The sequence below is a fragment of the Serratia sp. CY31944 genome (genome assembly GCF_052169175.1).
GTDB classification, from domain to species: domain Bacteria; phylum Pseudomonadota; class Gammaproteobacteria; order Enterobacterales; family Enterobacteriaceae; genus Serratia; species Serratia sarumanii.
On sequence record NZ_JBJNLG010000006.1, the window covers coordinates 170,888 to 191,084 of the forward strand.

At 61.5% G+C, this 20,197-nt stretch carries 20 protein-coding genes; 8 read left to right on the top strand and 12 right to left on the bottom strand.

Translation table 11 applies throughout. The annotated features are described in order from the left end of the window. Window positions 1–79: 79 nt before the first annotated feature. The 4 genes from xseB (at window position 80) to ACJ8IN_RS09425 (ending at window position 4,252) form a co-directional block, all read left to right on the top strand. Window positions 80–343, top strand: coding sequence for an exodeoxyribonuclease VII small subunit (gene xseB / locus ACJ8IN_RS09410; protein WP_015376838.1), 264 nt, complete (start codon window positions 80–82; stop codon window positions 341–343). 5 nt (window positions 344–348) lie between these two features. Continuing rightward, on the top strand, window positions 349–1,269 hold the full coding sequence (gene ispA / locus ACJ8IN_RS09415) for a (2E,6E)-farnesyl diphosphate synthase (protein ID WP_060422037.1): 921 nt from the start codon (window positions 349–351) through the stop codon (window positions 1,267–1,269). A gap of 34 nt (window positions 1,270–1,303) precedes the next feature. Next, the gene (gene dxs, locus ACJ8IN_RS09420) at window positions 1,304–3,169 is read left to right on the top strand and encodes a 1-deoxy-D-xylulose-5-phosphate synthase (RefSeq protein ID WP_033637303.1); all 1,866 of its coding nucleotides are present in this window, start codon (window positions 1,304–1,306) and stop codon (window positions 3,167–3,169) included. Window positions 3,170–3,277: 108 nt separating this feature from the next. After that, a complete protein-coding gene (locus ACJ8IN_RS09425; RefSeq protein WP_060422039.1) occupies window positions 3,278–4,252 on the top strand; it encodes an aldo/keto reductase in 975 nt (324 codons plus the stop codon). A 32-nt stretch (window positions 4,253–4,284) separates the two neighbouring features. Here ACJ8IN_RS09425 and pgpA read toward each other — a convergent pair whose 3' ends face one another. The 6 genes from pgpA to nrdR form a co-directional block, all read right to left on the bottom strand. Continuing rightward, the gene (gene pgpA, locus ACJ8IN_RS09430; protein ID WP_033634010.1) at window positions 4,285–4,779 is read right to left on the bottom strand and encodes a phosphatidylglycerophosphatase A; all 495 of its coding nucleotides are present in this window, start codon (window positions 4,777–4,779) and stop codon (window positions 4,285–4,287) included. Then, window positions 4,772–5,764 carry a thiamine-phosphate kinase gene (gene thiL / locus ACJ8IN_RS09435; protein WP_033637301.1) on the bottom strand — a complete coding sequence of 331 codons (993 nt, stop codon included), beginning with the start codon at window positions 5,762–5,764 and terminating at the stop codon, window positions 4,772–4,774. Before thiL ends, pgpA begins: the two co-directional genes overlap by 8 nt. Window positions 5,765–5,815: 51 nt before the next feature. Beyond that, window positions 5,816–6,232, bottom strand: coding sequence for a transcription antitermination factor NusB (nusB, locus tag ACJ8IN_RS09440; RefSeq protein WP_004940384.1), 417 nt, complete (start codon window positions 6,230–6,232; stop codon window positions 5,816–5,818). A gap of 20 nt (window positions 6,233–6,252) precedes the next feature. After that, the gene (gene ribH / locus ACJ8IN_RS09445) at window positions 6,253–6,723 is read right to left on the bottom strand and encodes a 6,7-dimethyl-8-ribityllumazine synthase (RefSeq protein WP_033637299.1); all 471 of its coding nucleotides are present in this window, start codon (window positions 6,721–6,723) and stop codon (window positions 6,253–6,255) included. 107 nt (window positions 6,724–6,830) lie between these two features. After that, window positions 6,831–7,940 carry a bifunctional diaminohydroxyphosphoribosylaminopyrimidine deaminase/5-amino-6-(5-phosphoribosylamino)uracil reductase RibD gene (gene ribD, locus ACJ8IN_RS09450; RefSeq protein ID WP_060422041.1) on the bottom strand — a complete coding sequence of 370 codons (1,110 nt, stop codon included), beginning with the start codon at window positions 7,938–7,940 and terminating at the stop codon, window positions 6,831–6,833. 10 nt (window positions 7,941–7,950) lie between these two features. Beyond that, window positions 7,951–8,400, bottom strand: a complete 450-nt coding sequence (gene nrdR, locus ACJ8IN_RS09455; RefSeq protein WP_004940387.1) for a transcriptional regulator NrdR — start codon at window positions 8,398–8,400, stop codon at window positions 7,951–7,953. Between the two features lie 175 nt (window positions 8,401–8,575). Here nrdR and ACJ8IN_RS09460 point away from each other — a divergent pair, with 175 nt between their 5' ends. Beyond that, window positions 8,576–9,136 (top strand): DUF3251 domain-containing protein, encoded by a 561-nt coding sequence (locus ACJ8IN_RS09460; protein ID WP_060422043.1) that lies wholly within the window; start codon window positions 8,576–8,578, stop codon window positions 9,134–9,136. Window positions 9,137–9,200: 64 nt separating this feature from the next. Here ACJ8IN_RS09460 and secF read toward each other — a convergent pair whose 3' ends face one another. From secF to queA, 5 genes are all read right to left on the bottom strand, one after another. Beyond that, entirely contained in the window at window positions 9,201–10,169 is a 969-nt protein-coding gene (gene secF / locus ACJ8IN_RS09465) for a protein translocase subunit SecF (protein ID WP_019454209.1), read from the bottom strand. 10 nt (window positions 10,170–10,179) lie between these two features. Further along, a complete protein-coding gene (gene secD / locus ACJ8IN_RS09470; RefSeq protein ID WP_308325471.1) occupies window positions 10,180–12,027 on the bottom strand; it encodes a protein translocase subunit SecD in 1,848 nt (615 codons plus the stop codon). Between the two features lie 24 nt (window positions 12,028–12,051). Continuing rightward, window positions 12,052–12,384 carry a preprotein translocase subunit YajC gene (yajC, locus tag ACJ8IN_RS09475; RefSeq protein WP_004940391.1) on the bottom strand — a complete coding sequence of 111 codons (333 nt, stop codon included), beginning with the start codon at window positions 12,382–12,384 and terminating at the stop codon, window positions 12,052–12,054. A 33-nt stretch (window positions 12,385–12,417) separates the two neighbouring features. Then, window positions 12,418–13,542, bottom strand: a complete 1,125-nt coding sequence (tgt, locus tag ACJ8IN_RS09480; RefSeq protein ID WP_033647322.1) for a tRNA guanosine(34) transglycosylase Tgt — start codon at window positions 13,540–13,542, stop codon at window positions 12,418–12,420. Window positions 13,543–13,614: 72 nt separating this feature from the next. Beyond that, entirely contained in the window at window positions 13,615–14,685 is a 1,071-nt protein-coding gene (gene queA / locus ACJ8IN_RS09485) for a tRNA preQ1(34) S-adenosylmethionine ribosyltransferase-isomerase QueA (protein WP_004940394.1), read from the bottom strand. 120 nt (window positions 14,686–14,805) lie between these two features. Here queA and ACJ8IN_RS09490 point away from each other — a divergent pair, with 120 nt between their 5' ends. From ACJ8IN_RS09490 to ggt, 3 genes are all read left to right on the top strand, one after another. Continuing rightward, entirely contained in the window at window positions 14,806–15,387 is a 582-nt protein-coding gene (locus ACJ8IN_RS09490; RefSeq protein WP_308325469.1) for an ACP phosphodiesterase, read from the top strand. 229 nt (window positions 15,388–15,616) lie between these two features. Further along, complete coding sequence (locus tag ACJ8IN_RS09495; protein ID WP_019454212.1) at window positions 15,617–16,219, top strand: peroxiredoxin C; 603 nt, start codon at window positions 15,617–15,619, stop codon at window positions 16,217–16,219. Window positions 16,220–16,453: 234 nt separating this feature from the next. Next, on the top strand, window positions 16,454–18,217 hold the full coding sequence (ggt, locus tag ACJ8IN_RS09500) for a gamma-glutamyltransferase (protein ID WP_060422048.1): 1,764 nt from the start codon (window positions 16,454–16,456) through the stop codon (window positions 18,215–18,217). Between the two features lie 53 nt (window positions 18,218–18,270). Here the strand turns inward: ggt and malZ are convergent, their stop codons facing one another. Beyond that, window positions 18,271–20,094 (bottom strand): maltodextrin glucosidase, encoded by a 1,824-nt coding sequence (gene malZ / locus ACJ8IN_RS09505; protein WP_060422051.1) that lies wholly within the window; start codon window positions 20,092–20,094, stop codon window positions 18,271–18,273. Window positions 20,095–20,197: the final 103 nt, after the last annotated feature.

Consider the following 20,197-nt stretch of genomic DNA (forward strand, 5'->3'; position numbering starts at 1 on the left):
AGCGCCATGATTTGCTAATCAAGATCCGCTAGGATAGGCTCTGGCGCCACGGTTCACATGATGACGTAAAAAGAAAATTATGCCGAAAAAACCAGCACAATCAGCCAGTACAGAGCAAACAGCCAGCTTTGAAAGCGCCCTCGGCGAGCTGGAAAGCATCGTGACGCGTCTGGAATCAGGCGAACTGCCGCTGGAAGACGCGCTGAACGAGTTCGAACGCGGCGTGCAGCTGGCGCGTCAGGGCCAGCAGAAACTGCAACAGGCGGAACAGCGTGTGCAGATACTTCTTAACGACAGCGCCGACGACGCGGCGCTGGCGCCTTTCACACCGGATGCCGAGTAACCGACATGTCTGAGATCGCCCCAGCGGCCGCTTTTGCCGATCAACTGCAGATTTTCCGCCAGCGCGCCGATCGCGCGCTGCTGGACTTCATCGCCCCGCTGCCGTTCAACGACGGCAACATGGTGGCGGCGATGCGTCATGGCGCCTTGCTGGGCGGCAAGCGCCTGCGCCCGTTCCTGGTCTACACCACCGGCCAGATGTTCGGCGTGTCGCTGGCCAACCTGGACGCGCCGGCGGCGGCGGTGGAATGCATTCACGCCTACTCGCTGATCCACGACGATCTGCCGGCGATGGACGACGACGATCTGCGCCGCGGCCAGCCGACCTGCCACATTAAATTCGGCGAAGCCAACGCGATCCTGGCCGGCGATGCGCTGCAAACGCTGGCGTTTTCGATCCTGGCCGATGCCGAAATGCCCGACGTGGCCCTGCGCGATCGGCTGGCGATGGTCTCCGAACTGGCGACCGCCAGCGGCGTAGCCGGCATGTGCGGCGGCCAATCGCTGGATCTGGAAGCCGAAGGCAAGCGCATCGACCTGCAGGCGCTGGAGCAAATCCACCGCCACAAAACCGGCGCGCTGATCCGCGCGGCGGTGCGTCTGGGCGCGCTGAGCGCCGGCGAAGCCGGGCGAGCGGCGTTGCCGCAGCTGGATCGTTACGCCGCCGCGGTTGGCCTGGCGTTCCAGGTGCAGGATGACATTTTGGACGTTGTCGGCGAGACTGAAAAAATCGGCAAGCGCCAGGGCGCGGACCAACAACACGGAAAGAGTACCTACCCGGCGTTGCTCGGGCTTGACAGCGCGAAAGCAAAAGCGTGGGATCTCTATCAGGAAGCATTAGCTGCATTAGACACTTTGGCAGCGCAATCTTATAACACAGCGCCATTGCGAGCGTTAGCCAGCTTCATTATTGAACGCGACAATTAACGTGTGACGTTAACTCCTCTGATATGAGTATCGAATGAGTCTTGATATAGCCAAATACCCAACCCTGGCGCTAGCGGAAAACCCCGAGGAACTCCGCTCACTGCCCAAAGAGAGCTTGCCGAAGCTGTGCGATGAGCTGCGGCAATACCTGCTGAACAGCGTCAGTCGCTCCAGCGGCCACTTTGCCTCCGGGCTGGGTACCGTCGAACTGACGGTGGCGTTGCATTTCGTCTACAACACGCCGTTCGATCACCTGGTGTGGGACGTCGGCCACCAGGCCTACCCGCACAAAATTCTGACCGGCCGCCGCGACCGTATCGCCACCATTCGGCAAAAGAACGGCCTGCACCCCTTCCCGTGGCGCGCCGAAAGCGAATACGACGTGCTGTCGGTCGGCCACTCGTCGACCTCGATCAGCGCCGGCCTCGGCATGGCGGTGGCGGCGGAACGTGAAGGCAAAGGCCGCCGCACGGTGTGCGTGATCGGCGACGGCGCCATCACCGCCGGCATGGCGTTCGAAGCGATGAACCACGCCGGCGACATCAACCCGGACATGCTGGTGGTGCTGAACGACAACGAGATGTCGATATCGGAAAACGTCGGCGCGCTGAACAACCACCTGGCGCAGCTGCTGTCCGGCAAGCTTTACTCCACCCTGCGCGAAGGCGGCAAGAAAGTGCTGGCCGGCGTGCCGCCGATCAAGGAGCTGGTGAAACGCACCGAAGAGCACCTGAAAGGCATGGTGGTGCCGGGCACGCTGTTCGAAGAGCTGGGCTTTAACTATATCGGCCCGGTAGACGGGCACGACGTGCAGGGGTTGGTTGCCACGTTGAAAAACATGCGCGATCTGAAAGGCCCGCAGCTGTTGCACATCATGACCAAGAAAGGCCGCGGTTACGCGCCGGCGGAGAAGGATCCGATCAGCTTCCACGCGGTGCCGAAGTTCGATCCCGCCAGCGGCACGCTGCCGAAAAGCGCCGGCGGTCTGCCGACCTATTCGAAAATCTTCGGCGACTGGCTGTGTGAAACCGCCGCCAAAGACAGCTCGCTGATGGCGATCACGCCGGCGATGCGCGAAGGCTCCGGCATGGTGCAGTTCTCTCGTGACTACCCGCAGCAATATTTCGACGTGGCGATCGCCGAGCAGCACGCGGTCACCTTCGCCGCCGGGCTGGCGATCGGCGGCTACAAGCCGGTGGTGGCGATCTATTCCACCTTCCTGCAACGCGCCTACGATCAGCTGATCCACGATGTGGCGATCCAAAATCTGCCGGTGATGTTCGCTATCGATCGCGGCGGCATCGTCGGCGCCGACGGCCAGACTCACCAGGGGGCGTTCGATCTGTCGTTCATGCGCTGCATCCCGACCATGGTGATCATGACGCCGAGCGACGAGAACGAATGCCGCCAGATGCTGTACACCGGCTATCACTACAACGACGGCCCGAGCGCCGTGCGCTATCCGCGCGGCACCGGCACCGGCGCGGCGCTGGAGCCGCTCAACCTGCTGCCGATCGGCAAAGGCGTGGTGCGCCGCCAGGGGGAAAAGATCGCCATTCTCAACTTCGGCACCCTGCTGCCGGAGGCCGCGCAAGCGGCGGAGGCGCTCAACGCCACGCTGGTCGACATGCGCTTCGTCAAACCGCTGGACGAGCAGCTGGTGCTCGAATTGGCCGCCAGCCATGAAACGCTGGTCACGCTGGAAGAGAACGCCATCATGGGCGGCGCCGGCAGCGGCGTCAACGAACTGCTGATGGCCAAACGCCGTCCGGTGCCGGTGCTGAACCTCGGCCTGCCGGACAGCTTTGTCTCGCAGGGCAGCCAGGAAGAACTGCGCGCCGATCTGGGGCTGGACGCCGCCGGCATTCAGCGCCAAATCGAAACCTGGCTGGCGCAGTAATCGCCACTCGCGCCTGAAAAAACGCCTCCGCTCTCGGGGGCGTTTTCGTTTCCGCCCTCCGGGATCCGCGCTACAGTTACTGTCTGAGCTTTCGAATGGGAGGCAAGCATGAAGTACCTGAAACTGGGCAACACCGATCTGAACGTCTCGCGCATCTGCCTGGGCTGCATGACCTACGGCGAACCGAACCGCGGCAATCACGCCTGGACGCTGCCGGAAGAGAGCAGCCGCCCGCTGCTGAAACAGGCGCTGGAAGCCGGCATCAACTTTTTCGATACCGCCAACAGCTATTCCGACGGCAGCAGCGAGGAGATCCTCGGCCGGGCGCTGCGCGACTATGCGCGCCGCGAAGACGTGGTGGTCGCCACCAAGGTGTATTTCCCGCTGAGCAACCTGGAGCGCGGTTTGTCGCGCGCCAACATCATGCAATCCATCGACGACAGCCTGCGGCGCCTGGGCACCGACTATGTCGATTTGCTGCAGATCCACCGCTGGGATTACGAAACGCCGCTGGAAGAGACGCTGGAAGCGCTGCACGACGTGGTGAAAGCCGGCAAGGCGCGTTACATCGGCGCCTCCTCGATGTACGCCTGGCAGTTCGCCAAGGCGCTGTATACCGCCGATCTGCACGGCTGGACGCGCTTTGTTAGCATGCAGGATCAATACAACCTGATTCAGCGCGAAGAAGAGCGCGAAATGCATCCGCTGTGTACCGCCGAAGGCATCGCCGTGCTGCCGTGGAGCCCGCTGGCGCGCGGCCGCCTGACCCGCCCCTGGGGCGAAACCACCGCGCGGCTGGTTTCCGACCAGTTCGGCAAGAGCCTGTACGAGGAAACTGAAGGCATCGACGCCATTATCGCCGAGCGCGTCGCCAGCCTCGCCGAGGAACGTGGCGTTTCACGCGCGCAGATCGCGCTGGCCTGGCTGCTGAACAAGCCGGCGGTCAGCGCGCCGATCGTCGGCGCTTCACGCAGCGAGCAGTTGGATGACGCCATCGCCGCGGTCGATTTGAGTTTGTCGCCGCAAGAGGTCGCAGAACTGGAGACGGCTTACGTGCCGCATCGGGTGACGGGATTTGAATAAGAGAAGCGGGCGCGAAACGGCGCGCCCGTCTGTCAGAACAGCCCGATTGGCCAGTGGTGCCCAATCAGGTAGATGATGCCGGCGGACAGCACGCCGGCGATGATATCGTCGACCATGATGCCCATGCCGCCATGCACGTTGCGGTCGAACCAGCGGATCGGCCACGGCTTCCACATGTCGAGAATGCGGAAGATAACGAAACCGGCGGCGACCCAGCGCCAGTCGTTGACCGGCAGCGCCATCAGCGTGATCCACATGCCGACGAACTCGTCCCAGACGATGCTGCCGTGATCGTGCACCTTCATGTCTTTTGCCGTGCGGTGGCAAATATAGACGCCGATGCAGATGCTGAACATCACCGTCAGCGAGTAGAGCTGCCACGGCAGCTGGATCAGCAGCAGCCAGAACGGGATCGCCGCCAGCGATCCCATGGTGCCCGGCATCACCGGCGACAAACCGCTGCCAAACCCGGTGGCCAGCAGGTGCCACGGATTGCTCATCCGCAGCCGGCGCTTGGCTTCATCCATGGGTGCCCGGCTCCGCGTTGAAATGATCGAACCCAGCCCAGTCCAGCTCTACCGCCTCATCGTCGCGATAATAGCGGATGCCTTCAGACAGCGGGCCAATTTGGCCGATGCAGGTGTAGTCGGCCCCGAGGTGGCTCAACGCCACTTCCAGCGCGCCGCGGTTGATCTCCGGCACGGTGAAGCACAGCTCGTAATCTTCGCCGCCCGCCAGCGCCCAGCGCAGCGCCTGTTCAGCATCGGCGTGGCTGCTCAGCGCCTGCGACATCGGCAGCTCGTCCAGCACGATGCGTGCGCCACAGTCGCTGGCCTTAAGGATATGCTTCAGATCGGAAATCAGGCCGTCGGAGATGTCGATCGCCGAGCTGGCCAGATCGCGCAGCGCCTGCCCCTGCAACACCCGCGGCTGCGGCCGCAGATGGCGAGCGACCAAATAATCGCGCGCCGTCGTTTCCGTCACCGCCAAACGATCCTGCAGGATCGCCAACCCGGCGGCGCTGTCGCCCAGCGTGCCGGTCACATAGATCCAGTCGCCGATACGCGCGCCGCTGCGGGTCAGCGCCCGGCCGGCCGGGATCAGCCCCTGGATGGTCAGCGTCATGCTCAGCGGCCCGCGCGTGGTATCGCCGCCGATCAGCTGCATGCCGTAATAGTTGAGCTGATCGAACAGGCTGTCGCTGAAGGCCTTCAGCCAGGATTCGTTCACTTCAGGCAGGGTCAGCGCCAGCGAAAGCCAGGCCGGATCGGCGCCCATCGCCGCCAGATCGCTCAGATTGACCGCCAACGCCTTATAGCCGAGATCGGCCGGATCGATGTCCGGCAGAAAGTGCACGCCCGCCACCAGCGTATCGGTACTGACGGCCACCAGCTGTTTTTCCGGCACTGCCAGCAGTGCGCAGTCATCTCCAATGCCCAACTGTACATCCCGGCGCACACGCTTGAACCGGTCAAAATAGCGGGCAATGAGGTCAAATTCGCCGCATGCCATATCGATATTCCACTAGAAGAAATTAAGGCCGGGAATGCCGGCCTTAATGTTTTACTTTTTCTTGCGAAGGGTTGGCGCCACTTTATCCAGCACCCCGTTCACAAACTTGTGGCTGTCTTCCGCGCCGAAGGTTTTCGCCAGTTCGATCGCTTCGTTGATCGCCACCTTGTAAGGGACATCCTCGCGCATTTTCAGTTCAAACAGCGCGACGCGCAGCACCGCGCGCTCCACCTGGCCCAGCTCTTCGAGCTGACGCGACAGGTAAGGCGCCATCAGTTCGTCCAGCATACCTGCATTCACTGCCGCGCCGGACAGCAACTCGCGAAAATAGGCGACGTCAACATCTTTGACATCCTGCTCCGTCAGGAACTGGTGTTCAACATCGGCAAGGTCGTTTTTAGACAACTGCCAAGAGTAAAGCGCTTGAACAGCGCACTCACGAGCGCGGCGACGAGCAGCAGGTTTCACGGAATTCCCCTTAACTAAATTCAGGCTTTAATAGCTTTGATAACATTAATCATTTCAAGTGCGGTCAGCGCGGCTTCAGCGCCCTTGTTGCCCGCTTTGGTGCCGGCGCGTTCGATCGCCTGCTCGATGCTTTCGGTGGTCAGCACGCCAAAAGCAACCGGGATTTCGGCATTCATCGCAACGTTGCCGATGCCGGAGCTGGCTTCGCCCGCCACATATTCGAAGTGCGCGGTGCCCCCACGGATAACGGTGCCCAGCGCGATAACCGCGTCGTATTTGCCGGTTTTGGCCAATACGCTCGCCGTCAGCGGCAGCTCGTAAGCGCCCGGGACCCAGACAACGGTGATGTTGTCGTCAGCAACCTGACCAATGCGTTTCAGCGCGTCGATGGCGCCTTCCAGCAGGCTGTCGTTGATGAAATTGTTAAAACGTGCAATTGCGATCGCCACACGGGCCTTTGGAGTAGCAACAACACCTTCGATAACTTTCATGGGCTTTCCTTAAAAATGGGTTCAATACCCCGCAGGGGGGCGGATTCTATCATATTCTTTCATCGCCTGCGCGGCGCTTTTGTAAAACCGGCGCACGGGCGCGAGATTCAGTGTTTCGCCCGCAGGCGCAAACGCAGATCGGGGCCGACCTGGCGCACGTCGCTGAAGACGAACTCCGGCGCGTCGGCCAACCGTTCCAGGCCCGGCAGGTGGCACAGGCCACGGCCATTATCGCCCAACAGTTTCGGCGCGATGTACAAAATGAGCTCATCCACCAGGCCGGCCTGCAGCAGCGCGCCGGCCAGCGTTGCGCCCGCCTCCACCCAGATTGAATTCACCTGGCGCTTGGCCAACAGCATCATCATCACCACCAGATCGACGCCGCCACCGTGCGCCGGGCAGATAAACTGCTCGACGTCTTGCGGCCAGGCCTGTTCATCCGCCTCCAGGCGCGCCAGCCAGGTGGCGCCCGGCTGCTGCACCACGCGGTGCTGCGGAGTAATGCGATTTTGGCTGTCGAGCAGGATGCGCAGCGGCTGGCGCAGATTGTCGCGCGGATAGAGGCGCTGCGTCTCGGCGTCCAATTCATCCCAACGCACCGTCAGCGACGGATCGTCCGCCAGCACGGTGGCGCTGGTGCTGAGAATGGCGGCGCTCTGCGCACGCAGGCGCTGCACGTCCTGACGCGCTTCGGGTGAGGTGATCCACTGGCTCTCGCCGGAGGCCATCGCCGTGCGGCCGTCCAGCGACGCGCCCAGCTTCAGCTGCACGTAAGGGAAGCCGGTGCGCATGCGCTTGAGGAAGCCCAGGTTGACCGCTTCGGCCTCGGCCAGCATCAGGCCGTGCCGCACCTCGACGCCGGCCTGCTGCAGCTTGTACAGCCCGCGCCCCGCCACCTGCGGATTGGGATCTTGCATCGCCGCGACCACCCGGGTTACGCCGGCGGCCACCAGCGCATCGGCGCAGGGCGGCGTGCGGCCGTGATGGCTACACGGCTCGAGCGTGACATAGGCGGTGGCGCCGCGCGCCTTGTCGCCCGCCATGCGCAGCGCGTGCACTTCCGCGTGCGGCTCGCCGGCGCGCAGATGATAGCCTTCACCGACAATTTCGCCGTCGTGCACGATAACGCAGCCGACGTTCGGATTGGGCGCGGTGGTAAAACGCCCCAGCCGCGCCAGTTCGAAGGCGCGCGCCATATAAAGTTCGTCGTGATGCATGAAAGATCCTTTAGTCTTGCAGGCGGGCAATCTCTTCGCCGAACTCGCGCACGTCTTCGAAGCTGCGGTACACCGACGCGAAGCGAATATAGGCGACCTTATCCAGCTTTTTCAGCGCGTCCATCACCAGATTGCCCACCAGTTTGGTCGGCACTTCGCGTTCGCCGGTGGCGCGCAGTTGGGATTTGATATGATTAAGGGCGTTTTCCACGTCGTCCGAGCTTACCGGGCGCTTTTCCAGCGCTTTCAGCATGCCGCGGCGCAGTTTGTCTTCGTTGAACGGCTCGCGCACCTCATCGCTTTTAATCACTCGCGGCATCACCAGCTCAGCCACCTCGAAGGTGGTGAAGCGTTCATTGCACACCAGACACTGGCGGCGACGGCGCACTTGCGAACCGTCCCCCACCAGGCGGGAATCAATGACTTTGGTATCAACGGCGGCGCAGAAAGGGCAATGCATAACACGTCCTGATAAACGTTTTTTATAGATAAATGCAGTTTACCCCGAAGTGCAGCCACAACAAAGGGCGGCGGCCATTTGTTGCGACACGCGGCCGGGAAGCGGCGCCGATATGACTTTCCCCTCCGGGCGGACTAAGCTGATAACAGGAGATTCAGCATAGGAAATCGCCGTCATGACAACCTGTTACCCCAAAATCGCCCTGCTCGCCGCCGCCGTGTTGCTGGCGGGCTGCGCGCATAACGCCGCCGTGCCCCAGCTGCGCCATCAGGTCGCCGCGCTGAACCAGAAAGTGAGCGTGCTGACCGATCAAACCACCGCGCTGGAGCGGCAGAATCAGCTCAATCAGCACTCCGACAATGGCGTCTATCTGCTGCCGGCGGCCCGAAGCGCCGCCCGTTTGCAGAGCGGTATCGGCGAACTGAGCGTTTCGCTGAGCCACATCAAGAACGAAGCCAACGGCACGCAGGCGCAGCTGCATGTGCGCGTCCTCTCACAGGCCACGCTGCCGCCGTTCAAAGCCGTGGTGGAATGGGGCCAGTTGGACGACGCCACCGGCCGGCCGTTGACCGCCGAGGCGCTGTCGCAACCGATCGCCAGCGCCGATTCGCTGCTGCCGAAGCCCAGCCAGGACTTCGAACTGCGCTTCAGCGGCCTGACGCCGGAACAATTGGGCTATATCCGTCTGCACAGTCTGGTTTCGACCGCCCAACCGGCGGTAGTGAAGCAGCACTGATCCCCGAGGCAAAAAAAAGGAGCGCCATCGGCGCTCCTTCTCATATCGCTGAATACTGCGGTTGTTAAGGCAGAATCGAAGGCTGATCCGCGCCCTCTTTTTCCACTTTTTGCTGCAGCATGTGTTCACGTTTCATCCCCAGCTTCAACGCCAGCGCGGACGCGACGTAGATCGAGGAGACGGTACCGATCGACACGCCGATCAGCATCGCCAGCGAGAAGCCTTGCAGCATCGCGCCACCGAAGATGTACAGCATCAGCACCACCATCAGGGTGGTCCCGGAAGTCATCAGCGTACGGCTCAGCGTCTGGGTCAACGACACGTTCATGATCTCGTAAGGCGTACCGCGGCGGATCTTGCGGAAGTTCTCACGAATACGGTCGGAAACCACGATGCTGTCGTTCAGCGAGTAGCCGATAACCGACATCAGGGACGCGACGATGGTCAGGTCAATCTCGATATGGAACAGCGACAGCACGCCCAGCGTGATGATCACGTCGTGCGCCAGCGCGATAACCGCCCCCAGCGCCAGGCGCCATTCGAAGCGGAAACCGACGTAGATCAGGATACAGATCAACGCCACCAGCAGCGCCATGCCGCCGGTTTGCGCCAGCTCGCTGCCCACGCTCGGGCCGACGAACTCGATGCGCTTCACGGTGGCGTTTTTATCCACCGAGTCGTTGATCACGCCGATCACCTTGTTGCCCAGTTCCTGGCCTGCGGTGCCGGTCGCCGGTGGCATGCGCACCATCACGTCGCGGCTGCTGCCGAAGTTCTGGATGATCGGATCCTGGAACCCGGCCTTCTCCAGCGTATCGCGCATCAGGTCGAGATTGGCCGGTTTCTCCAGGTTGATTTCAATCACCGTACCGCCGGTGAAATCCAGACCCCAGTTAAACCCGCGCACCGACATGGTGGCGATCGACGCGACCAACAGCACCAACGAGATGCCGAAGGCCACGTAGTCCCAGCGCATAAAGTCGTAGACTTTACGGCCGTAGTTGAGTTGCTCAACAGTATAATCCTGTGCCACAACGCACTCCTCAGATAGACAGCTTGTTAATGCGTTTGCCGCCGTAAAGCAGGTTGACGATGGCACGGGTACCGACAATCGCGGTGAACATGGACGTCGCCACACCGATAGCGGTGGTGATCGCAAAGCCTTTGATCGAACCGGTGCCGACTGCGTACAGGATGATCGCGGTGATCAGCGTGGTGATGTTGGCGTCAACGATACTGGAGAACGCGCCTTTATAGCCCTCATGGATCGCCTGCTGAACGGACCTGCCGTTCTTCAGCTCTTCCTTGATACGTTCGTTAATCAGTACGTTGGCGTCGACCGCCACCGCCAGCGTCAACACGATCCCGGCAATGCCCGGCATGGTCAGCGTCGCCCCCGGCAACAGGGACATCACGCCGACGATCAGCACCAGGTTGGCGACCAGCGCCGTGGTGGCGATCACGCCGAACTTACGGTACCAGACCACCATGAAGACGATGGACGCCACCAGGCCCCACAGACAGGCTTCCAGACCTTGGGTGATGTTCTGCTGACCCAGGGTCGGGCCGATGGTGCGCTCTTCGACGATCTGAATCGGCGCGATCAGCGCGCCCGCACGCAGCAGCAGCGAAAGCTGACGCGCTTCGCTCGGGTTGCCGATACCGGTGATGCGGAAGCTGTTGCCCAGACGCGACTGAATGTTCGCCACGTTGATCACTTCTTCCTGTTTCACCAGCACCGCACGGCCATTGGCGTCTTTCTTGCCGCTGTCCTTATACTCCACGAACAGGGTCGCCATCGGCTTGCCGATGTTGTCCTTGGTGAAGTTGGACATCGACGTGCCACCGGCGCTGTCCAGCGAGATGTTAACCTGCGGCTGGTTGTATTCGTCGGTGCTCGAGGTGGAGTCGGTGATGTGATCACCGGTCAGGATCACGCGCTTGTACAGCACGATCGGCTGGCCGTCACGGGTGTATTTCACCTCGGAGTCGCCCGGCACGCGGCCGTTGGCCGCCGCAGTGGCGTCCGCATTGGTGTTCACCAGACGGAACTCGAGGGTCGCGGTGGCACCCAGAATTTCTTTGGCGCGCGCGGTGTCCTGAATGCCCGGCAGCTCGACCACGATGCGGTCGGCGCCCTGGCGCTGCACCAGCGGTTCGGCGACGCCGAGCTGGTTGACGCGGTTACGCAGGATAGTGATGTTCTGCTGGACGGCGTATTCGCGCGCTTCGCTCAGACGGGCGTCCGTCAGGCTGGCTTTCATGGTGTTGGCGCCGTTGGCGGACAGCACCAGATCGCGCTGACGCGGGCCGATGTAGCTGATGGCCTGGTCACGGGCCGCATTGTCGCGGAAGCGAACTTCCACGCCGTTGTTGTCCAGCTTGCGGATAGACGCGTAAGGAATGCCCTTCTCGCGCAGCTCGCTGCGCAGGGTATCCATGGTCTGTTCCTGCAGCTTGCTCAACGCGGTGTCCATGTCCACTTCCATCAGGAAGTGCACGCCGCCGCGCAGGTCCAGGCCGAGTTTCATCGGCTCTGCGCCCAGCATGGCCAGCCAGGTCGGCGTGGCCGGCGCCAGGTTCAGCGCCACGACGAATTTGTCACCCAGCTCGGTCACCAGCGCTTCGCGGGCGCGCAGCTGAACGTCAGGATCTTTAAAGCGAGCCAGGATGGCGCCATTTTCCAGCGCAATCGACTTGCTCGCGATGTTGTCTTTTTCTAATACGGTACGGACCTGGTCCAGCGTAGTTTCACTGGCGGCGACGCCGCGCGCGCCAGTGATTTGTACGGCCGGATCCTCACCGTAGATGTTGGGAAGCGCATAAAGCAGACCGACGAGGATCACCACGATCAACATCAGATACTTCCACAAAGGATAACGGTTTAGCACGGCAATTCCCTTCGGGAAAAAAGATTACAGGGCCTTCATGGTACCTTTCGGCAGAACGGCCGCCACGAAGTCACGCTTGATCATCACTTCCGTGGTGTCGTTCAGCGCGATGGCGATGATGCCGGTGTCGGCCACTTTGGTCACGCGACCAATCAGGCCGCCGGTGGTCAGCACTTCGTCGCCTTTACCGATGGAGTCCATCAGCTTCTTGTGATCTTTAGCGCGCTTCTGCTGTGGGCGCAGGATCATGAAGTAGAAGATCAGGCCAAACACCACCAGCATAATGATCAGAGAGTACGGGCTTCCCTGAGCCGGAGCCCCTGCGGATGCGACGGCGTCAGAAATGAAAAAGCTCATTGAAATTCCCTCATTAAGTTATCAATTATTAGATCAAGCGTTTAAAGGCGGAATCGGCTTGCCGATCCGACCATAGAAATCCGCAACAAACTGCTCTAATTTACCCTCTTCGATAGCCTGGCGTAAACCCGCCATCAGGCGTTGGTAGTGACGCAGGTTATGAATCGTGTTCAGTCGAGCACCCAATATTTCGTTGCAACGGTCGAGATGGTGCAAGTAGGCGCGGCTGTAATGGCGACAGGTGTAACAATCACAGTCCTTATCCAGCGGAGAAGTATCATCCTTGTGCTTGGCATTACGGATTTTTACCACACCGTCAGTCACGAACAGATGGCCGTTGCGGGCGTTGCGGGTCGGCATGACGCAGTCGAACATGTCGATGCCGCGACGCACGCCTTCCACCAAATCTTCCGGCTTGCCGACGCCCATCAAATAGCGTGGCTTATCTTCCGGAATTTGCGGGCAAACGTGTTCAAGAATGCGATGCATATCCTCTTTCGGCTCGCCTACAGCCAAGCCGCCCACAGCGTACCCGTCAAAGCCGATATCCACCAGCCCTTTGACTGAAACATCACGTAAATCTTCGTAAACGCCGCCCTGAATGATGCCGAACAGCGCATTTTTATTTTCCAGCTCGTCGAATCGCTTGCGGCTGCGCTCCGCCCAGCGCAGCGACATTTCCATCGAACGCTTGGCGTAGTCCCAGTCGGCCGGGTACGGCGTACATTCATCGAAGATCATCACGATGTCGGAACCCAGGTCGTACTGGATTTCCATCGATTTTTCCGGGCTCAGGAACACCTTGTCGCCGTTGATCGGGTTGCGGAAGTACACGCCTTCCTCTTTGATCTTGCGCATCGCCCCCAGGCTGAACACCTGGAAACCGCCGGAATCGGTAAGGATCGGCCCATGCCACTGCATGAAATCGTGCAGGTCGCCGTGCAGCTTCATGATCTCCTGGCCCGGGCGCAGCCACAGGTGGAAGGTGTTGCCCAGCAGGATCTGCGCGCCGGTTTCTTTCACTTCTTCCGGCGTCATGCCCTTGACCGTGCCGTAGGTGCCGACCGGCATAAAGGCCGGGGTCTCCACCACGCCGCGGTCGAAGATCAGGCGGCCGCGACGCGCGCGGCCATCGGTAGTCTGTAGTTCGTACTTCACAAAACCTCCAGCATCAGAGAAACAGTCTGATGTCGTTGAAACGGGGCCGCGCCGTGCGCGCAGCCCGGGAAATTAACCGCCGACGGACTCGTTTTCCGCCTGCGGGTTACGGCTGATGAACATCGCATCGCCGTAGCTGAAAAAGCGATACTGCTCGGCCACCGCCTGCTGATAGGCGTTCATGGTATTTTTATAGCCGGCGAAGGCCGACACCAGCATGATCAGGGTCGATTCCGGCAGGTGGAAATTGGTCACCAGCGCGTCGATCACCTGATAGTGATAGCCCGGATAGATAAAGATGCTGGTATCGCCGAAGAATGGCGCAATCAGCGCTTCTTTGCTGGCCGCCGCGGCGCTTTCCAGCGAGCGCACCGAGGTGGTGCCCACCGCTACGACGCGTTTGCCGCGCGCCTTGCAGGCCAGCACCGCATCGACCACCTCCTGCGGCACTTCGGCGTATTCGGCGTGCATCACGTGATCTTCGATGGTTTCCACGCGCACCGGCTGGAAGGTGCCGGCGCCGACGTGCAGCGTCACGAACGCCATTTCCACGCCCTTGGCGCGCAGCGCCGCCAGCAGCGGTTCGTCGAAGTGCAGGCCGGCGGTCGGCGCGGCGACCGCGCCGGGTTTCTCGCTGTAGACCGTCTGATACAGCTCGCGGTCCGCGTCTTCATCCGGGCGGGCGATATAAGGCGGCAGCGGCATGTGGCCGGCGGCGTTGAGGATAGTGAACACGTCGCGCTCGTCGTTGAAGCGCAGTTCGAACAGCGTCTCGTGGCGCGCTACCATGGTGGCGGCGATGCTCTCGTCATCCCCCAACAGCAGCTCGGCGCCCGGCTTCGGTGCTTTCGACGCACGCACGTGCGCCAGCACGCGATGGTCGTCCAGCACGCGCTCCACCAGCACTTCAATCTTGCCGCCGCTGACCTTGCGGCCGAACATGCGCGCCGGGATCACGCGGGTATTGTTGAACACCAGCAGGTCGCCGGCTTCCAGCTTATCCAGCAGATCGGTGAATACGCCGTGCGTCAGCGCCCCGCTCGGCCCGTCCAGCTGCAGCAGGCGGCATGCGCTGCGTTCGGCCTGGGGATAGTGGGCAATCAGGGATTCGGGAAGTTCAAACGAAAAATCAGCGACGCGCATGGGTATTCACTTCTTCAATTTAGGGCTGGTTGGTAAAAAACAGGCGGCCTAGTCTAAAGCCGGGGGCGGTCAGCGGCAAGAAATAAGGAGGATTTGCCTGACTTCGGGTATAGTTGAGGGATGAATTTTCTCGCTCATCTTCACCTGGCCATGCTGGCGGACAGCTCGCTGCTGGGCAACCTGCTGGCCGATTTCGTGCGCGGCAACCCCGCCGCCGACTACCAGCCCGACGTGGTGGCCGGCATCATGATGCACCGCCGCGTCGACGTGCTGACCGACAGCCTGCCGCAGGTCAAAGCCAGCCGCGACTATTTCAGCGCCCCCTACCGCCGCGTGGCGCCGATCACCCTCGACGTGGTGTGGGACCATTTTCTGGCGCGCCACTGGCAGCAGCTGGAGCCTTCGCGCGACCTGCACCAGTTTACCCAGGAAGCCCGCAGCCAGATCGAACCTTTTCTGCCGCTCACGCCGCCGCGCTTTCAAAACCTGAACGGCTACCTGTGGCCGGAACGCTGGCTGGAGCGCTACGCCGAATTGCCGTTCATCGCCCGGGTGCTGCAGGGCATGGCCAGCCGCCGCCCGCGCCTCGAGGCGCTGGCCGGCTCGTTCGCCGACGTCGAGCAACATTATCATCAGCTTGAAACACAGTTCTGGCAGTTTTACCCGCAAATGATGCGGCAGGCGAAGGACAAAGCGCTCTGAGGTCAAGCCCAAGCCATTGAAATTGCAACGCCTTGCAAGAATTTACGTTTTGCCGCTTGCCCTTTTGTGGGAAAAGGTTATTTTTAAAGCTCGCTAAATTATATCAACGACTTTGATAGGTGAAAGCTATCTCATCGATTGGTCTTTTACCCTTTATTCACCAAGTCGCGGCCCCTATACTGGCCCTTGTTTTTACATCCACCCTTTAACACCTATTACAGGAGTAATTATGGTCCTGGTAACTCGTCAAGCCCCTGACTTCACTGCAGCTGCCGTACTGGGTAGCGGCGAAATCGTTGAAAACTTCAACCTGAAGAAGCACCTGAACGGCAAACCGGCCGTGCTGTTCTTCTGGCCAATGGACTTCACCTTCGTATGCCCTTCCGAGCTGATCGCTTTCGATCACCGCTATGAAGAGTTCCAGAAGCGTGGCGTTGAAGTGGTTGGCGTTTCCTTCGACTCAGAGTTCGTTCACAACGCATGGCGTAAAACCCCTGTCGACAAGGGCGGCATCGGTGAAGTGAAATACGCAATGGTTGCTGACATCAAGCGTGAAATCCAGAAAGCTTACGGCATCGAACACCCGGAAGCCGGCGTTGCGCTGCGCGGCTCCTTCCTGATCGACAAAGACGGCATCGTGCGTGCTCAGGTTGTTAACGACCTGCCAATCGGCCGTAACATCGACGAAATGATCCGTACCGTTGATGCGCTGCAATTCCACGAAGAGCACGGTGAAGTGTGCCCGGCTCAGTGGGAAAAAGGCAAAGCAGGTATGGGCGCTTCCCCAGACGGCGTTGCAAAATACCTGTCTGAAAACGCTGCCAAGCTGTAATTTCAGCCTGATAGTGAATCAACCGGCCCACGCGGCCGGTTTTTTTATGCCCCTTTATGGGGCAGACCGCCCACCTTCAGTGCTTTATTTCCCTGTTTCCGCTCACATTTCCCACCCTGCTCGCCGCGCGCACGCCCATCTGCGGCTACTATCAATAACGCTGGCTCGCGCTTTGCAAGTGAACAGCGGCAAGCAAACACAACACAATAAAAAACTGACAGGGTAGGAATAACTATGTTTTTACAGAAATGGAGCAACCCCCTGACCATGGCGGCGCTGCTGGTCAGCGGCAGCCTGTATGCGGCATCCAACCCCGCGGTGGAAGCCAAAAACGGCATGGTGGTCACCTCGCAGCACCTGGCCTCGCAGGTCGGCGTGGATATCCTGAAGATGGGCGGCAACGCCATCGACGCCGCCGTGGCGGTGGGCTATGCGCAGGCGGTGGTTAACCCCTGCTGCGGCAACATCGGCGGAGGCGGCTTTATGACCGTCCACCTGGCGGACGGCACCGACACCTTCATCAACTTCCGTGAAACCGCGCCGGCGGCGGCCAGCGCCAACATGTATCTGGATGCCGACGGCAAGGTGAAGAAAGACGCCAGCCTGTACGGCTATCTGGCGGCGGGCGTGCCGGGCACCGTGCTGGGGATGGAAACCGCGCGTGAGAAGTACGGCAAGCTGAGCCGTGAACAGGTGCTGGCGCCGGCGATCAGGCTGGCGCGCGAAGGCTTTGTGCTGACCCGCGCCGATACCGATATCCTCGACACCACCGTCGCGCGCTTCAAACAGGATCCCGAGTCGGCCAAAATCTTCCTGCGCCCGGACGGCAGCCCGCTGCAGCCGGGGGACAAACTGGTGCAAACCGATCTGGCCAACACGCTGGAAGCCATCGCCAAAGGGGGAACCGACGCCTTCTATAAAGGCAAGATCCCGCAGGCGGTGGAGGCGGCGGCCAAACAGGGCGGCGGCATCTTGACCGCCGCCGACTTCGCCAATTACAAGGTCACCGAAACCCCGCCGATTACCTGCAGCTATCGCGGCTACAAGTTCGTGTCGGCGCCGCCTCCCAGCTCCGGCGGCGTGACGCTGTGCGAAATCCTCAACGTGGTGGAAGGCTACGACCTGAAAAGCATGGGCTTCAACTCGGCGGCGGCCATTCACACCATGACCGAAGCGATGCGCCATGCCTACATGGACCGCAACACCTACCTCGGCGACCCGGAGTTCATCAAGAACCCGATCGACCGGCTGGTGAGCAAGAGCTACGCCGAGCAGATCCGCAAGAAAATCGTCGCGGACAAGGCCACGCCGTCGGAAAACGTGCAGCCCGGCATGGAACCGCATGAAAAACCGGAAACCACCCACTATTCGATCGTCGATCACGACGGCAACGCGGTCTCCACCACCTATACCGTCAACGGCCGCTTCGGCGCCGTGGTGATCGCACCGGGCACCGGCTTCTTCCTCAACGACGAGATGGACGACTTTACGGTCAAAGTGGGCGAGAAAAACCTGTACGGGCTGGTGCAAGGCACCGCCAACAGCATTGCCCCCGGTAAGCGCCCACTATCGTCGATGAGCCCGACGCTGGTGACCAAGGACAACAAGATCTTTATGGTGCTGGGCTCGCCGGGCGGCTCGCGCATCATCACCATCACCCTGCAGACCGCGTTGAACGTGATAGACCACGGCATGGCGCCGCAGGAAGCAGTGGACGCGCCGCGCATCCATCACCAATGGTTGCCGGATGAGGTGTACTACGAACAGCGCGGCGTTTCCGCCGATACGCTGAAGCTGCTGAGCGGCATGGGCTATAAGATGGTCGAGCAAACGCCGTGGGGCGCCGCCGAACTGATTCTGGTCGGCTTGCCGGGTGCGGCGGGCGTTAGCCCGGCCAACTCCGGCAACGACTCGGCGGTTTCCGGCAAGGTGCGCGAAGGCTATCTGTACGGCGCCAACGACGTGCGTCGCCCGGCAGGTTCTGCGGTCGGTTACTGATGTAAACGCCTACTCACCTTTATCGCGGGGGCACTTCGGCCCCCGCAGTGTCTTTAGCCTTCACAGCGCCACACGGTGGCCGTCTCTTCCGCCAGCTGCAGGCGCAGCCCGCCTGCCGTTTCGCTCAACTCTCCCCGCCCTTCCACACGCCGCCACGGGCCGCGCGCCAACAGCGGGTTGTACGGCAGCTGCGCCTGGCCGCTGCCGTCGCGCTGCAGCGCCACCAACACCTGCTCCTGCTGATACAGGCGCACGAACACCAGCGTTTCCCCGCTGGCGTACAGCACCTGACAACCGCCGCGGCGCAATGCCACGCTCTGTTTACGCAGCGCCGCCATGCGCTGGAACAGCGCCAGCAGCGGCCGGTCCCAGTCGCCGACGTCCCACGGGAACGGCTTGCGGCAGAACGGATCGTTGCCGCCGTCCAGACCAATCTCATCGCCGTAATAGAGGCAAGGCACGCCTATCCAGCTCAGCAACCACACCGCCGCCATCTGCATGCGCGCCGGGTTCCCCTGCAACAGCGTGAGAAAACGCGCAGTATCGTGGCTGTCCAACTGGTTGAACTGGATCAGCTGGCGGCCGTGCGGCAGCCCGGCGCGGTAACCGTCCATCCACTGCGCGCACCCGGCGGCGTCCAGCCGCACCGGGTGATAGGCCACGTCCAGCCCCGCCAAGAACGCCCGCACCGGCAGCGCGAACCCCATGTAGTTCATCGCCGCATCCTCCACGCCGGCGTGCAGCCAGCGGCGCGCGTCGCCGAAGTGCTCGCCCAATACGTAGGCCTGCGGATTCTCCTGCTTCACCGCCTGATAGATGCCAGCCAGGTGGTGCAGGTTGCCGGTGGCGCCGCCGTTCTCCCCCAGCATGTGCACCACGTCCAGCCGCCAACCGTCGATGCTGTACGGCGGGCGCAGCCAGTGGCGCACCACGCTGCCTTCCCCGCGATAGATCGCTTCCGCCACCTGCGGCTCGGCGAAGTTGAGCTTCGGCAGGCTGGCGTTGCCCTTCCAGTCGAGCGCGCGGCCGTCCGGGTAAAAGTTGAACCAGCCGCGATACGGCGAATCGGGGTGGTGACAGGCGCCGTTTTCACCTTGACGATGGCGGTCGAACCACGGATGCGAGTCGCCGGTGTGGTTGAATACCCCGTCCAGCACCAGTTTCATGCCCACCTTGTGAGTGCTCACTCGCAAACGCTGCAGCGCCGCGTTGCCGCCGAAGTGCGGATCGACCTGGTAATAGTCCTCGGTATCGTACTTATGCACGCTCGGCGCGGTAAAAATCGGGTTCAGATACAGCGCCGTCACCCCCAGTTGCTGCAGGTACGGCAATTTGGCGCTGATGCCGTCCAGATCGCCGCCGTAAAAGGTCGAGGCGGCGTGGCGATCCTCCAGCGGATGCTGCCAGTCGCGCCGAATCACCTCGGCGCCGGCCGCGTGATGGCGGTAGCTGCCGCTCTGGATGCCGTGCTCACCGCCGCTGCTGGCGAAGCGATCGGGGAAAATCTGGTAGAACAGCTGATCCGCCACCCACTCGGGGCCATTGTCAGGATCGTCGACGGCGAACTGCGCCAGCTGGCCCGGCGGCGTTGGCGACCAGCCCTGCGGGCCGAACCACTGCTGGCGATCGGCCCACAGCAGCTTGAAGCAGTAACGCCGCGTCGGCTCGCCCTCATTCAGCGTCAGGCTGGCCTGGTAGCGCCGCATCCCCTCGTGGCGCTGCGCTTTCATCACCAGCAGCCACTCTTCGTTGTCCGGTTCGGCGCGCAAAAACACCCGTTCCGGCAGTTCATCCCCCTGTAACCACAGCGTGATATCCAAACGTTGCCCTTGCTTCACCACAAAAGGCGGGACCGGTTGATGCCAGGCGTTAAGCATACTGTTTCTCCTGCTGTACCAAACGAAATCGACGGCGTTCTTCAAGAAGCGAACAATGCCACGTTAAGTGCAACTCCCCCTCCTCTCTGGCCGCAAAACCCGG

Bases quoted from the DNA above. Each gene is read 5' to 3' on its own strand.
- dxs (WP_033637303.1), top strand. From the start codon at position 1,304: ATGAGTCTTGATATAGCCAAATACCCAACCCTGGCGCTAGCGGAAAAC.
- ribD (WP_060422041.1), bottom strand. From the start codon at position 7,940: ATGCATCACGACGAACTTTATATGGCGCGCGCCTTCGAACTGGCGCGG.
- ggt (WP_060422048.1), top strand. From the start codon at position 16,454: ATGTTTTTACAGAAATGGAGCAACCCCCTGACCATGGCGGCGCTGCTG.
- ACJ8IN_RS09495 (WP_019454212.1), top strand. From the start codon at position 15,617: ATGGTCCTGGTAACTCGTCAAGCCCCTGACTTCACTGCAGCTGCCGTA.
- ACJ8IN_RS09460 (WP_060422043.1), top strand. From the start codon at position 8,576: ATGACAACCTGTTACCCCAAAATCGCCCTGCTCGCCGCCGCCGTGTTG.
- thiL (WP_033637301.1), bottom strand. From the start codon at position 5,764: ATGGCATGCGGCGAATTTGACCTCATTGCCCGCTATTTTGACCGGTTC.
- malZ (WP_060422051.1), bottom strand. From the start codon at position 20,094: ATGCTTAACGCCTGGCATCAACCGGTCCCGCCTTTTGTGGTGAAGCAA.
- xseB (WP_015376838.1), top strand. From the start codon at position 80: ATGCCGAAAAAACCAGCACAATCAGCCAGTACAGAGCAAACAGCCAGC.
- pgpA (WP_033634010.1), bottom strand. From the start codon at position 4,779: ATGGATGAAGCCAAGCGCCGGCTGCGGATGAGCAATCCGTGGCACCTG.
- ACJ8IN_RS09490 (WP_308325469.1), top strand. From the start codon at position 14,806: ATGAATTTTCTCGCTCATCTTCACCTGGCCATGCTGGCGGACAGCTCG.
- queA (WP_004940394.1), bottom strand. From the start codon at position 14,685: ATGCGCGTCGCTGATTTTTCGTTTGAACTTCCCGAATCCCTGATTGCC.
- nrdR (WP_004940387.1), bottom strand. From the start codon at position 8,400: ATGCATTGCCCTTTCTGCGCCGCCGTTGATACCAAAGTCATTGATTCC.
- ispA (WP_060422037.1), top strand. From the start codon at position 349: ATGTCTGAGATCGCCCCAGCGGCCGCTTTTGCCGATCAACTGCAGATT.
- yajC (WP_004940391.1), bottom strand. From the start codon at position 12,384: ATGAGCTTTTTCATTTCTGACGCCGTCGCATCCGCAGGGGCTCCGGCT.
- ribH (WP_033637299.1), bottom strand. From the start codon at position 6,723: ATGAAAGTTATCGAAGGTGTTGTTGCTACTCCAAAGGCCCGTGTGGCG.
- ACJ8IN_RS09425 (WP_060422039.1), top strand. From the start codon at position 3,278: ATGAAGTACCTGAAACTGGGCAACACCGATCTGAACGTCTCGCGCATC.